Below are 13542 nucleotides of genomic sequence, written 5' to 3' on the forward strand. Positions count from 1 at the left end.
GGCCACTAGGGTTCGGGTTGCCGAGCGTGCCGATCCGATGCCGCGCGGTCATGTGTTGGGTGTTGTTTCCCCGTGAGTTTGGGAGAGGGTCGCCGATGACCGAGAAAACCTCGCTGGTCACTCAGGACAACTTGGACGGCAACGGCGGTGGGGGCAACGAAAAGGTGCAGTACCGGATCGCCCAAACTAGTTCACCCAGCGCAGCCAGCATCGCACTGCCGTGAGCACCGACTTACTCAAAGAGAGGCGACTGCCGTGAGCTCCGGCCAGCGACGGATCGTTGTCGTCGGGGCGGCATCGGGTATCGGCGCGGCGACGTCCACGTTATTTCGCGCCAATGGTGACTACGTTCTGGCGGTCGATCGCCGTCCGGGAGGTGATCTGCCCGCGGATGACTTCGCGCAGGTCGATTTACGGAATCCCGCCGAGATCGCTGCACTGCTGGCTGGTCTGGGATCCGGCTGGGATGTGCTTGCTCATGTGGCGGGGGTGCCGGGTACCCATCCCCCGCTCGACGTGCTGACGGTCAACTACCTCGGGTTTCGATTGATGGCCGAGGGCATGGCGGGATTGCTGCGACCGGGCGGGTCGATCATCGGGGTCGGTTCGATCGCCGGACTGGCTTGGCAACAGCGCGCTGCCGACATTGCCGGGCTTCTCCGCGCTACAACCGCCGCCGACGTGGCCGCCTGGCAGGCAGAACAGGATCCGAACTACCCGGTATACAGCACCTCCAAAGAGGCCCTCATCGTGTTCGCGAAGCAATTCGCGGCGACGGCCAGAAGCCAGCACGGCGTTCGGGTCAACACGGTCAGCCCGGGACCCGTCGAGACGCCCATCCTGCGCGACTTCGAGCAGTCGATGGGCAAGGACATCCTTGACATCGCCCGGACTACTGTGGGGCGGCACGCGACCGTGGCCGACATCGCGCCCGTGATCGCATTCCTCGCGTCATCGGCTGCCAGTTGGGTTGTCGGTCAAGACATTCAGATCGACGGCGGATTCGCGAACTCAATGCTGGCATCCGCGCTGGTTGCGGTGTGGACCACGAAGCGCTCTTGGGAGGAAGTATGACTGTTGATGACCACTCTGTAAGGTCCCCGCACCCCTACCACCCGCTCGACCTATCCGCCTCTGACTTCTGGGATCTCGACTTCGCGAAGCGAGACGAGACCTTCGCCACGCTCCGCGCAGAACCCGGCCTCAGCTGGCACCGCCCGATGTCGTCGATCTTTCCATCCGAGGAGACTGGCTACTGGGCGGTCACCAGGCACGCGGACATCAAGTACGCCAGCCAGCACAACGAACTGTTCGGATCGCGCTTCGGCATCAGCATTGATTACCTTCCCGCCGAGGTACAACAGATCAGCACCTTCTTTCTGGCGATGGACCCCCCGGACCAATCTCGGTACCGCCGGCTGATCAGCTCGGTGTTCACTCCGCGGCAGGTGCGTTTGATCGAAGACCAGATCCGCGCCAATGCCGCCGAGATCGTTGACGGACTTCTCGAAAAGCTGCACAGCGGTGAAGAACTCGACTTCGTCACGGAATGCTCGGCCAAGCTGCCCATGCGCACCGTCTCCGACATGATCGGCATCGACCCCGCTGACCGGGAAGCGGTCGCGTATGCCGCGGAGGCGCTCTTCGGCGGCACGGATGCCGAGTACGCGAACACCGAAGAGATCGCGACGCATATGTTCGCCCAGCTGACGTTCCTGAATACCACTGGGACTGAGTTGGCGAAGCGCCGGCGCGCCGAACCGGCCGACGATCTCATGACCCGACTGGTCAATGCGGAGGTTGACGGTGAGAGCCTAACGGATAACGACATCGGCTCGTTCATGGTGCTATTGGCGTCGGCGGGCAACGACACCACCAAACAGACGACGTCCCATGGTTTCAAGGCGCTTGTCGAACACTCGGAGCGAATGGCTTGGCTGCTCGAAGATTTCGACAATCGCATCGATGCGGCCGTGGACGAGCTGGTGCGCTGGTCCAATCCGGTAGTCGCCTTCGCGCGAACCGCGTTGGAAGATACCGAACTTGGTGGTCAGCAGATCGCGAAGGGCGAAAAGATTGCGCTGTTCTACTGCTCGGGGAATCGTGACGAGGCGGTGTTCGACCGGCCGAGGGAGTTTGACATCACCCGGACACACAATCCACATGTCGGATTCGGTGGTGGGGGCGCGCACTTCTGCCTCGGCGCCCAGGTGGCAAAGATGCAGTTGCGGCACCTGTTTCACCAGTTGCTCACGCGCCTACCGCCCGTGCAGCTGGGTGAGCCAAAGTATCTTCACAGCAATCTGATCTACGGCATCAAGCACATGTCCGTCAGGCTGGTGGAGTGACCATGGTACGCGTCGAATTCGACCAGGACTCCTGCATCGGGAGCGGTATCTGCGAATCGCTCGCCGAAGACGTGTTTCGCGTCGGCGACGACGGGGTGATGACGCCGGTCACCGACGTGGTCCCCGACGAACGTGAAGGCGCTGTCACACAGGCGGTAGCGCGCTGTCCGACGGGCGCGATCCGGGTCCGCTCGGAGAGTTGAGCTCCAATCTGCAGTATCGCCGGCGTGCCACGGCCGGCCCGATCCGAAGGAAGTACATGGCAGACGAAGTGCTGACCGAGCGTCACGGACGAGCCCTGGTGATCACTATCAACCGGCCGGAAGCCAAAAACGCCGCCAATCTGGCCGTAAGCCAGGGGTTGGCGGACGCGGTTGATGAACTGGATGCCAACCCGGAACTGTCGGTCGCGGTTCTCACCGGAGCGGGCGGAACCTTCTGCTCTGGAATGGATTTGAAGGCGTTTTCTGCTGGGGAGTTCCCCGCCATCGAGGGTCGCGGGCTCGGTTTCACAGAGAAGTTGCCGAGGAAACCGATCATCTCGGCGGTGGAGGGCCATGCTGTCGCCGGCGGCACCGAACTTGTCCTTGCCACCGATTTGATCGTGGCGGCCAAGTCAGCGAGATTCGGCCTGCCGGAGGTCAAACGCGGACTTGTCGCGGGCGGCGGGGGGCTGCTTCGGCTGCAGCATCGCATCCCCTACCAGAAGGCTATGGAACTCATCCTCACCGGGGACACCTTCACCGGGGAGGAGGGCCTGGCCTTCGGGTTCGTCAACGTGCTCGCCGAGGACGGCCACGCGCTCGAAGAGGCGCTGAAGCTGTCGGAGCGGATCACCAAGAACGGTCCACTAGCCATCGCAGCGAGCAAGGAGATCGTCATCAACTCATCCGACTGGTCTTCGTCGGAGATGTGGCAGCGCCAGATGGAATATCTCATCCCGGTGTTCACCAGCAAGGATGCGCAGGAGGGGCCGAGGGCATTCGCCGAGAAGCGGGAACCGAAGTGGACCGGTTCGTAAGCCATTCAAAGGGCGAGCCGAGACCAGCAGTCTAAATGGAGAGGAATATCGAATGTCGTTGACAGGCAAGGTGGTCCTGGTAACGGGTGGAGCGGGCGGCCTGGGCGAGGCCACCGTCCGCCAACTTAAGGAGGCGGGTGCAAGCGTCGTCATCGCCGACATCGCCGATGATAAAGGTAAGGCGCTCGCCGACGAGCTGGGTGGCTCGGTGGCCTATGTCCACACGGACGTACTCGATGACGGCTCGGTCGACGCCGCGCTGGACACTGCCGGGCAGCTCGGCGAGTTTCGCTATGCGGTGATTGCGCATGGCGGTTTCGGGGTCGCGGAGAAGGTGATTAATCGCGATGGCGAACCGGCGTCGATGGACGGGTTCAAAAAGACCATCGATCTCTACCTGACCGGCACCTACAACGTCTTACGGCTCGCGGCCGCGCGCATCGCCAAGCTTTCGCCGTACACCGACGACGGGGAGCGTGGCGCGGTGGTGATGACCGCCTCGATCGCCGGATACGAAGGGCAGATGGGGCAATCGGCCTATGCCTCGGCCAAGGGCGGCGTCATCGGGCTGACCCTGGTCTCCGCTCGCGATCTTGCGGCGGTCGGCATTCGCGTCAACACCATTGCACCGGGCACGATCCGCACGCCGCTGATGGAGCTGTTCGGCGAGGAGGGATTGCAGAAGTTCGCCGCCGCGATTCCCTTCCCGAAGCGCTTGGGCAAGCCGTCGGAGTACGCGTTGCTCGCGCAGCACCTGCTGGAGAACACCTACGTCAACGGCGAAGTCATCCGCATGGACGGGGCGCAGCGTTTTCAGCCGAAGTAGGCTTCGTGCGGCTCGGCCTGGCGTGGTGGCAGACGGCCGCCGCCGCGCCAGGCTTTGCTGGCGACATGGCTAACGAAGTCCTAGCGCGGTAGTCCGAGTCCGCGTTGCGCGATGATGGTGCGCTGGACCTCGCTGGTTCCCGCGTAGATCGTTGTTCCTAAAGAGAACCGCATGATCTGTTGGAGCTGTCCGTTCTGCGGCGCCGTCGGGTCGAATGGGTTTCGAAGGGCATCGGGGCCGACCATGTCGTTGAGGTCTTGGCTTGCGCGTTCGAGCGCTTCGGTGCTGAACAGCTTCGACATTGGGCCTTCGGCGGTCGATTTCTGTCCGGTCTCGTCCAGCCACGCGCAGCGGTACAGCAACAGCGAGGAGACCTCGACCTCAATGGCTGCGCGCGCGAGTCGCCGCCGCACGTCAGGGTCCTCGATGCGTGCGGTGCCCGAGGGGTCCGTTGTTTCGGCCGCCCACTTCTCAGCATGCTGCAGCAGTCGGGCAATGTGCGGGCCCCACCCCGAGGCATGTTCGTCCTCCAGTGCGAGCAGCAGGACTTGCCACCCCCCATTCACTTCGCCGATGCGCCATTGATCGCTGATGCGAAGGTCGCTGTAGAACGTGATGTTGGTCCGTTCCCCCGAGAGTGTCCACACCGCTTGCGCATCGAAACCGTCGGATGCGGTCGGAACGAGGAACATCGTTAGCCCCTTGTGCTTTGGCACCGACGGGTCGGTGCGTGTCAACAAGAAGACGTAGTCGGCGATGTGCCCATTGGTGGTGAACATCTTCGAACCGTTGATCACCCAGTGGTCGCCGTCCCGCACGGCGCGCGTGGAGGCTGCCGCGACATCCGATCCGCATTCGGGCTCGCTGAAGCCCAGCGCGATCGTCACGTCGCCGCTTGCGGCCCCTTCCAGTACGCGTTCTCGAACGAAGGCAGTGCCCACCTGGCGGACGACCGACGCGACCATGCGAGTCGTCTCCCCGAGGTACATCGGCGCGTCGGCTCGGTGAAGTTCGGCGATGAGGATCTGAGTCTGGAACGGGCTAAGGCGCTGCCCGTCGGCTAGATCGGCTGCATACCAACCCTTTTGGGCGAGCCCAGCGGTGAACTCGGGGTCGTGGTATACGCCGGTGGTGTAGATCTTTTCCTCGAGTTCCGGCGTCATCGCCGAGGAGATGTGCGCGCGCACCTCGGCCTGGAATCGCTCGAGTTCGGGATCCAGTCGCATGCGCATGTCAACGGGTCCCGAGGTTCGATGCCATTGATCCTCCGTACTACTCTGTGTGAGAGGAAGCATTCTCCCATACGGGGCGGGCGCTCGCCAAGGCCGTCGCGGAACCGGTGGCCGCGACAGGCGCTGGCCAACCTATTGTGAGATGCGTTGTGTCGCTTCGGTACGCACGTGGAGGAGAGTTGACCCATGGACCTTGCCCTCACTGACGAGCAATGCCAGCTGGTCGAGTCTTTCGCGCGGCTGTTCGCGCGGGAGTCCAACTGCGAACGGGTCAGGTCCGCGGAGCCGACGGGATTCGACCCTAAACTGTGGGCCGGGCTCATGGAGGCGGGTGTTTTGCACATGGCCGTCGACGAGGAGGCTGGCGGATGGGGGGCCGGCCGGGTCGAGCTGGCGTTGGTGGCCGAACAGTTCGGCAGAGCCCTCGGTTCGGCGCCGATGGTGGAGGCGCAGGTAGCCGTGAGTGTGCTTCGGGACTGTGCACGACAGGGCAACGAGGCGGCGGCCACCGCGCTCGCGTCGGCGCTGGAGGCTGACCAGCTGGTGACCTTCGCTCCGCGCCCGTCGGTCAGGGGCCGACTCGGCCTGGTGCCGGGAGGTGCGGTCGCTGATGCGGTGGTGGCGCTGGTCGACGACCAGTTGGTCTTTGCGCGCCTTGGGGACAACCGAACGGTGGTGAGCAATCTCGGTGCTATGCCACTGGCCGATGTCGACGTTCCGGCTGATCCGGCCGTGATCGCCCAAGCTCCGGGCGCGGCGCGCCTGTTCGATAGGGCTATCGACTGCTGGCTTGTCCTGACCTCCGCGGCGCTGGTGGGCGCTGCGGCGCGCGCGCTGGAGATCACCGTCGATTACGCGAACCAACGCAAGGCGTTCGGCACGCCGATCGGAGCATTCCAGGCTGTGTCACACCGGCTTGCCGACAGCGCGACGGCCGTCGATGGTGCCCGTTTGCTCGCCTATCGAGCCGCGTGCGCGGATGTCGACGAGCCCGACCGAGACAGCGAATTGGCGGCGATGGCGTTCGCCTTCGCATACGAATCGGCGCGTGATGTCACACAACGCGGTGTTCACTTCCACGGTGGCTACGGCTTCACCATGGAGCAGGACATTCAGCTGTTCTATCGGCGCACGCGCTGTTGGGCCAATGTCTTCGGTGCTGCGAACGTCGCACTCGACCGAGTTGCAGCCAAACGCTATGGCACGGGCGGCGATTTGCGTTCGATGGGGTGATCGGGGTGCGTCGCGGAGCCGGGTGATAGCGTGTGTTCTCAAACACGATCATGTGAGTTTCCGTGTATCGTCGCGCCGCAGTTGTTCACGTCGTCATTGACAACGCAGTCAAGAGGAGATCCCCGTGCCCGCAAACGTCGACTTTGAGGTCCGCGCCGAACCAACATCGCTGGATCACTATCGAAGAGGATGGTCACCGGGGCCCGGGGTGGGCTTGGCGGGCATGTGGATCGGGGCGGTGGTCTCTGATGCCGCGGGGCAGGACTACTGGGGAGTGCGCGGGGCCGATGACTTCCTCGTCGGCATGACGCACGTGGTGTCACCCATCTGCGGCTTCCGCAAGCTCGAGCGGTCTTTGGATGCCAATCCGCCGCACTTGTTCGCCGAATATTCCTCGGTCGACTGGTATGAGCCCGTCCAGTACGTCGACAGCGGCGAGCGTGTCCAGTTGACGTTCGGCAGCGGACGTGTCGAAAGAGACGCCGACGGGTGTCACTGGTACGACGCGAGCGGCAGGTGGGAGCTGCACGGACGCACGGTCACCGATGTCTTCGTGGTGCACGTCCCGGCCCAGCCGGGAGTCGACGAGCAGGTGTATTACCGCCACGAGTTGATGACGGCCCACGGCAGGATCGACGGTGTCGACGTCTCGGGGTTCATGCACCAGGACTACGCCTACGGTCCGCAGGGAAAGGTCTACGCCGAACTGCCGATCGCCCTTGCCCTGCAGGGGATGTGGGTGTCGTGGATGCACGAGTACAGCGACGGCGAGGTCGGCGGCGGATGTTTCTGGCAGGGCCGGGACGGCCTCGACTTCGGGCCCGGCTATCGGCTGAAGAATGGGGTGACGACCGCCCACAACGACTTCGTCGCTAAGCCCACGTTCGACGATGGCGGGAAGATCATCGCCCTGGACACCAGCGTCGGTGACGACACGTACTCCTTCGTGTTCGACACCAGCGGCAGCTTCGTGCACTTCTTCGGAAGGCTGGTGAAAAGTTCATCGGGTAGGCAGCCTTCGCGCAGCTGGTGCTGGGTGGAGTATGCCGGCGGCATGATGACGCCCGAGATCCTGAAGCTGGTCATGGAGCCCTATCGACTGGCTCGAGGACTCTGATCGGGTCCTTGGCAGCCGGCCGAATTAGGCCTCCGGAAATTCGATGATGCCCCTGATGTTGCGGCTCTGGCGTAGGTCGGCCAAGGCCTGGTTGATTTCCTCGAGGCGGTAGCGGCGCGTCACGAGTTCATCGAGCAGTAGCGAACCGGACTGGTACAGCGACAACAGTTTCGGCATGCTCGCGCGGGGATTCATGCCCCCGTAAAGCGCACCTTTGAGGCTTTTGTGGTTGCCGACGAGATCGGCCAGTGAGAACGGCACTGAGAGCTCCGTGAACGGCGCCATTCCAACGACCACGCAGGTCCCGCCCTTGCGGGTCAACATCATCGCGACCGGGATATTTTCGCCGCGTACGACGCCAACGGTGACGATGACCCGATCTGCCATCACGCCGGCGGTGATCTCGCGGACCATCTCGATCGCCGCCTCTGCGGACGCACAGGTGTGCGTCGCGCCGAATGTGGGTGCTAGCTCTCGTTTGAACTCAGTGGGATCCACTGCCACGACGTTTCTGGCGCCTGCCGCGCGAGCGCCCTGCACGGCGTTCATGCCGACACCACCGGTGCCGATCACCACCACGGTGTCGCCGGTTTCAGTGCCGGCCGACACCGTCGCCGAACCCCAACCGGTGGTTACGCCGCACGACACCAGGGCAGCGGCGTGAAACGGGATTGATTTGTCCAGCTTGATGACCGAGTCCTGGGAAACGACGACGTACTGCGAAAACGTCCCGAGTTGGGTCATCGCGGTCAGAAGCTGTTCGCCCAGCCGGCGTCTCGGAGTCAAATCCGTGGTCATCTCTTTGGAGAACATGTACGCACCGACGTCGCAGATGAACGTCTGTCCTGTAACGCACCACCGGCATTTACCGCATGCGGGTATGAAGGACATGCCGACGTGATCGCCGGGTCGCAGTCCTGTCACGTTCGGGCCGACCGCTTCGACGACGCCCGCGCCTTCGTGACCGCCGATCAGGGGGAAGTAGTCGGGAGGTTCGATTCCGAAGGCGCGCATCATGTCGGCCATCTCAGGCGGGGGCACTGCGTCGCCGGTTCCGAAGTGATCGTCGGAATGGCAGATGCCAGCAACCCGCATCCGCACCAGAACTTCGTTCGCGCGAGGCTGGTCCAGATCAATTTCGCAGACTTCCCAGTCGTGCCCGACACCGGGGAGAATCGCCGCTTCCGATTTCACCGTGGGTGCTCCATTTCCTTGATGCGAGGGAATTTCCCTGTCTGACAACGACTGTCAGGGTGATGGTAGCCGACGCGGTCAAGGGCGGCGGCCGATCGGCCGGCGTGAGCAATGGCTATGCGGAGCCCTCAAGCGCGGTCCAATCACGAGAAACCGCTGGTCATTGCGGCAGTTGGGCGATCGTCTTGCGATTGATGACAGGTATCGAACAGCGAAGCCACCCCCTTGGCAGTAAGCGACATATGTCGTTTATTGACAGTTATGTGGTGAGTTGGTTAGGGTGGCCGGGGGTGGGTGGTGGTTTGTTGTGGATGGAGGCGGCTACGACGACATCCTTGGACGCGACGTCGTCATGTGCCATCTCCTCCCGTCTAACCACAACACAACCATTGTGTGGGCCTGCCAGGAACAGGCGGTCGATGTGAAAGCCGATATTCTCTATTTAGAGAACAGGTACTTTATGCGTGCTGGTGCGCCAGTATCGATGGGATGCCATGGGCCGACGACGAAAGAGGATCCGCGGAAGCGCATAGGGAGCGAGGCCGGCGTCCTCCCCGGGCGTCCTCGTCGTCTGCGACAGGAGGCGCCGCAGAGATGAAGCTCAGAGTCGACAACACTCGGTGCCAGCGGCACATGGTGTGCGTGATGCTGGCTCCCGATTCCTTCGAACTTAGTGATGACGGGGCCCACGCAGCGGCGAGAGAAGAATTCGTGTCTGCCGACCGAGAGGATGAAGTGATCGAAGCATCCGAGGCCTGCCCCGAGCACGCGATCATCGTTGTTCGCGACACGACTTGATGGCGCGCGACAGTGTTTTCTCCTTGGTCGGCAACAGAAGCGGAGGCGCATCATTAGCGGCAACAGCGACAACAGGGTCTTGAACGGCGTTCGCGTTCTCGAGGTCGCCGCGTGGACGTTCGTGCCGTCGGCGGGTGCCGTGCTTGCCGAGTGGGGTGCCGAGGTCATCAAAGTCGAGCCGCGGGAGGGCGGCGATCCTCAACGCGGTTTGGTGACCTCGGGGATCGTCCAGGGAGGCGCGCAGGTCAACTACATGATCGAAGTGCCGAACCGTGGAAAGAAGTCAATCGGCATCGATCTGCGGACGCCGGGTGGACGCGAAGTTCTGCTCGAGCTGGCCAAGACCGCCGATGTCTTTCTGACGAGTTACCTTCCCAGCCGCCGCGAGCGCCTCGGTTTCGACGTCGACGACATCCGTGCGGTCAACCCCAACATCGTCTATGTCCGCGGCTCGGGCCACGGACCAAAGGGGCCCGATAGCGACAAACCAGGATACGACGGGGTCTCGTATTGGTCCCGCGGTGGGATCGCGACTGCGCTGACCGCGGCCACGGAGGGGGTTCCCGAACTGGTGCGGTCCCGCCCGGCGTTCGGAGACCTTCTTGGCGGTATGACGATCGCCGGCGGCATCGCGGCCGCGCTGTACAAGCGCGCTACCACCGGAGTCGGTTCGGTTGTGGATGTATCGCTGGTGGGGTTGGCGGCGTGGAATTTGGGCCCCGATATCGCCGTGAGTCGGCTCAACGATGGCTCACCGGCACCGATGTTCAGTCATGCCGAGGCTCCAAACCCGTTGGTGAACAACTACCGAACGAGCGATGGGCGATACGTCACCCTCATGATGTTGCAGCTCGATAAGTTCTTTGCCGAAGCCATGACCGATATCGGCCTGGCCGATGTGCTCAACGACGAACGCTTCTCGACACCGCTGCAGCGCTACGACAATCGCGTGGAGCTCATCAGGATGATCGACGAGGCCTTCGCCAAGCGCAGCCTAGCCGAGTGGCGGACCGCACTCGCAGGCCTCTCAGGTGCGTGGGGCGTAGTGCAGACCCCAGGAGAGGTTTGCGAGGACCCCGCATCCGTGGCCAACGGGTACATCGCCAAGACAGCCACGATGGACGGGGTGCCATTCGAATTGGCGGTCAATCCGGTGCAGTTCGACGAGCAGCAGGTGGTACCTCCGGGTGCGCCCGAGCATGGTCAACACACCGAGGAGATCCTGATGGACGCGGGGTTGGACTGGGACCGCATCCAGCAACTCAAGGATGAGGGAGCAGTGCTGTGAACAACCGAGCACTGCCCGCGGACATTGTGGCAACGGACGGGATGGGAACGAAATGATCAGGAACGGTACGCGTTTACGTAGTCAAGTCTGTGACGCCATGGTGATCGTGGTGAAGGCCTCGGCTAGCCTCGATGACCTGCGCTGTGGGGGTGCGCCGATGGTTGCCCTCGGTGCTGAACTCAGTGGCGGTGCGACTTTGGACCCCGCATTCGCCGGGGGCGCTGTTATGGGCAAGCGTTACGTGGATGAAACGGGGGCCGAAGTGCTCGTCACGAAGGGCGGCGTCGGCGCACTTAGTGTCGGGGGGACGCTCCTGCAGGTCAAGGAGAGCAAGACCCTTCCGGCGAGTGACTGACCCGCTGGCCCTGCGAAGTACTGATAAGCGAGGAGCTGGAATGAGTGGTCCGCTCGATGGGGTGCGGGTGCTCGATCTCAGTCAGATCGTTTCCGGTCCGTACTCGGCGATGATGCTTAGTGACCTCGGTGCCGACGTGATCAAGGTCGAGCCCACTGAAGCGACCGATCCGCTGAGAACGGGGCTTTTCGCCCGCGGCGGTCTACCTTCCCTCTACCTCAACAACAATCGCGGCAAGCGAGTGATCAGCCTCGACATCCGCTCCCAAGCGGGCCGCGAGATCGCGCTGGACCTTGCCGAGCGGGCAGACGTAGTTGTACAGAACATGCGCCCGGGCGTTGCTGATCGCCTGGGAGTCGGTTACGCGGAATGCAAGAACCGCAATGCGTCGATCGTGTATTGCTCGATCAGCGGGTACGGAACTGCGGGGCCGTGGGCGCAGCGGCCGGTCCTCGATCCGGTGATCCAGGGCCTCGTTGGGATCGTGGCGCGGCAGAAGAGCGAAGCCATTCCGCTACCGGATCTCGTTCGTATGGTCATCGCCGATAAATGGGCGGCACAGATGGCTACCCAATCGATACTTGCCGCGTTGTTCTGCCGGGAACGCACCGGTGAAGGCCAGCATGTCGAACTGTCGATGCTCGACACCGCGCTCTATCTGAGCTGGCCGGACCTGATGATGGACTACACGCTGCTCGGCGAGGGCGTGTCGAGTGGCCTGCGAGTCGTCGATATCTACCAGCTAACGGATTGCATCGACGCCAAGCTCATCTACTTCTGTGCCAACAACACTCAGCTGCGGGGTGTGCTGCGCGCATTGAATCGCGGTGACCTGTGCGATGATCCGCGGTTTTCCACCAGTGAGGCACTTACCCAACCGGAGAATTTCGAGGCCTTGGGCCGCATCATCGTCGACGAGTTCGCCAAGGTCCGTCGTGACGAGGTGCTTGCCCGGTTAGCCGAAAATGACGTGCCCTGCGGACCGATCCTGGAACCCACCGAGGTGCCTGTCAACGAGCAGATCATTGCCAACGAGGCGCTGGTTGAATGGGAACACCCCGAGGCCGGATGGATACGGCAACCGAGATCTCCCGTGCGCTTCTCGGGCACGCCAACCGAATTCAAGGCAGGTTGCGCTCAAATCGGCCAGCACACCGACGAAGTCCTGCAGGAATTGGGTATGACAGCCGACGGCATCGCGGCCCTACGCAAGTCCGGCGCCATCGCATGATCATGTCGCCGGCTGAACCGTGACACCGAAGACGGCGCCGCTTACGTATTGGCTTGTCCGATGAATTCTTCGGCCTTGGTCAGCAGGGCTTTTCGAATTCTGCCCCGGACGAACTCTGGACTCAGGCCTGTCAGGCAGTCGAGCAGACGGATGCTCGACGGGACGTACCAATGCAGGCGACGCGGATGGTGGTAGGCAGCCCATGCTGCCTCGGCAACCGCTGACGCCGGAATCATGCGCATCATGCCGCGTTTGGGCAAGCCCTGTTGGAGCTCCTCGTCGGTGACCGTCAGTCCGCCCTTGGAGTGGTTGGGCGTGGTCCGCAGAATTGCGGTGTCAATGAATCCGGGCAGCACATCGGCCACTCGAATTCCGTGTCGGCTCCACTCGACGCTGAGGGCCTCGGTCATCCCCTTGACGCCGTGCTTGGTGGCCGAATACACCGCCGACATCGGCATGCCATAGGTGGCCGCCGACGACGACGTCGAGAACATCATGCTACCGGGCGACTTCTTCAGATACGGCAAGCATGCGGAGGCGCCGGTCAGCACGGCCTTCAAGTTGATGTCGACGACGCGCATCGCCAAGTCGTAGGGCACATCCTCAAACCAACCGGACTGGCCGATGCCAGCGTTGTTCCACATCATGTCCAGCCCACCGTGCGCGTTGTCGGCGCAAAACGCCGCCAGTCCGGATCTCAGTGCCTCCGCGTCGGTCACGTCGATCTGGCGGGACCACAAGCGGTCGGCCTTGCCGTTGGCCGAGATCGACGCCAGGCCCTCCGCATCACGATCGACCGCGCCGACTCGCCAGCCGTTGGACAAAAACAGCTCGGCTCCGGCGCGTCCGATGCCACTTGCCGCGCCTGTGATGAAGATGGACTTCACCGACACGTCGGC

The 13542-nt window shown here is 63.0% G+C and carries 15 protein-coding genes; 12 read left to right on the top strand and 3 right to left on the bottom strand.

The genetic code is table 11. The annotated features are described in order from the left end of the window. Positions 1 to 95 precede the first annotated feature (95 nt). The 6 genes from ACLP4W_RS10485 to ACLP4W_RS10510 are packed head-to-tail and all read left to right on the top strand — an operon-like array spanning position 96 to position 4195. Positions 96 to 224 carry a hypothetical protein gene (locus ACLP4W_RS10485; RefSeq protein WP_442386066.1) on the top strand — a complete coding sequence of 43 codons (129 nt, stop codon included), beginning with the start codon at positions 96 to 98 and terminating at the stop codon, positions 222 to 224. 31 nt (positions 225 to 255) lie between these two features. Next, positions 256 to 1074 (top strand): coniferyl-alcohol dehydrogenase, encoded by an 819-nt coding sequence (locus ACLP4W_RS10490; RefSeq protein ID WP_442386067.1) that lies wholly within the window; start codon positions 256 to 258, stop codon positions 1072 to 1074. Continuing rightward, a complete protein-coding gene (locus tag ACLP4W_RS10495) occupies positions 1071 to 2348 on the top strand; it encodes a cytochrome P450 (protein WP_442386068.1) in 1278 nt (425 codons plus the stop codon). Before ACLP4W_RS10490 ends, ACLP4W_RS10495 begins: the two co-directional genes overlap by 4 nt. A gap of 2 nt (positions 2349 to 2350) precedes the next feature. Further along, positions 2351 to 2551 (top strand): ferredoxin, encoded by a 201-nt coding sequence (locus tag ACLP4W_RS10500; protein ID WP_442386098.1) that lies wholly within the window; start codon positions 2351 to 2353, stop codon positions 2549 to 2551. A 56-nt stretch (positions 2552 to 2607) separates the two neighbouring features. Further along, positions 2608 to 3369 carry a crotonase/enoyl-CoA hydratase family protein gene (locus ACLP4W_RS10505; protein ID WP_442386069.1) on the top strand — a complete coding sequence of 254 codons (762 nt, stop codon included), beginning with the start codon at positions 2608 to 2610 and terminating at the stop codon, positions 3367 to 3369. A 52-nt stretch (positions 3370 to 3421) separates the two neighbouring features. After that, complete coding sequence (locus tag ACLP4W_RS10510; RefSeq protein ID WP_442386070.1) at positions 3422 to 4195, top strand: SDR family oxidoreductase; 774 nt, start codon at positions 3422 to 3424, stop codon at positions 4193 to 4195. Between the two features lie 80 nt (positions 4196 to 4275). Here the strand turns inward: ACLP4W_RS10510 and ACLP4W_RS10515 are convergent, their stop codons facing one another. Then, positions 4276 to 5427, bottom strand: a complete 1152-nt coding sequence (locus ACLP4W_RS10515) for an acyl-CoA dehydrogenase family protein (RefSeq protein ID WP_442386071.1) — start codon at positions 5425 to 5427, stop codon at positions 4276 to 4278. A gap of 186 nt (positions 5428 to 5613) precedes the next feature. On the opposite strand from ACLP4W_RS10515, the gene ACLP4W_RS10520 reads away from it, so the two are divergent. Both ACLP4W_RS10520 and ACLP4W_RS10525 read left to right on the top strand, forming a co-directional pair. Then, the gene (locus tag ACLP4W_RS10520; RefSeq protein ID WP_442386072.1) at positions 5614 to 6660 is read left to right on the top strand and encodes an acyl-CoA dehydrogenase family protein; all 1047 of its coding nucleotides are present in this window, start codon (positions 5614 to 5616) and stop codon (positions 6658 to 6660) included. Between the two features lie 124 nt (positions 6661 to 6784). Further along, positions 6785 to 7777: a hypothetical protein gene (locus ACLP4W_RS10525; protein WP_442386073.1), complete on the top strand. Its 993-nt coding sequence runs from the start codon at positions 6785 to 6787 to the stop codon at positions 7775 to 7777. A gap of 24 nt (positions 7778 to 7801) precedes the next feature. Here ACLP4W_RS10525 and ACLP4W_RS10530 read toward each other — a convergent pair whose 3' ends face one another. Beyond that, entirely contained in the window at positions 7802 to 8971 is a 1170-nt protein-coding gene (locus ACLP4W_RS10530) for an NDMA-dependent alcohol dehydrogenase (protein WP_442386074.1), read from the bottom strand. Positions 8972 to 9565: 594 nt separating this feature from the next. On the opposite strand from ACLP4W_RS10530, the gene ACLP4W_RS10535 reads away from it, so the two are divergent. From ACLP4W_RS10535 to ACLP4W_RS10550, 4 genes are all read left to right on the top strand, one after another. Continuing rightward, on the top strand, positions 9566 to 9769 hold the full coding sequence (locus ACLP4W_RS10535) for a ferredoxin (protein WP_442386075.1): 204 nt from the start codon (positions 9566 to 9568) through the stop codon (positions 9767 to 9769). Positions 9770 to 9848: 79 nt separating this feature from the next. Further along, a complete protein-coding gene (locus tag ACLP4W_RS10540; RefSeq protein ID WP_442386076.1) occupies positions 9849 to 11057 on the top strand; it encodes a CaiB/BaiF CoA transferase family protein in 1209 nt (402 codons plus the stop codon). 52 nt (positions 11058 to 11109) lie between these two features. Further along, positions 11110 to 11412, top strand: a complete 303-nt coding sequence (locus ACLP4W_RS10545; RefSeq protein WP_442386077.1) for a hypothetical protein — start codon at positions 11110 to 11112, stop codon at positions 11410 to 11412. 40 nt (positions 11413 to 11452) lie between these two features. Further along, on the top strand, positions 11453 to 12643 hold the full coding sequence (locus ACLP4W_RS10550; RefSeq protein WP_442386078.1) for a CaiB/BaiF CoA transferase family protein: 1191 nt from the start codon (positions 11453 to 11455) through the stop codon (positions 12641 to 12643). Positions 12644 to 12684: 41 nt separating this feature from the next. Here the strand turns inward: ACLP4W_RS10550 and ACLP4W_RS10555 are convergent, their stop codons facing one another. Continuing rightward, positions 12685 to 13530 carry an SDR family oxidoreductase gene (locus ACLP4W_RS10555; protein ID WP_442386099.1) on the bottom strand — a complete coding sequence of 282 codons (846 nt, stop codon included), beginning with the start codon at positions 13528 to 13530 and terminating at the stop codon, positions 12685 to 12687. Positions 13531 to 13542 lie beyond the last annotated feature (12 nt).

Source organism: Mycobacterium sp., from assembly GCF_052145595.1.
Taxonomy (GTDB): Bacteria; Actinomycetota; Actinomycetes; order Mycobacteriales; family Mycobacteriaceae; genus Mycobacterium.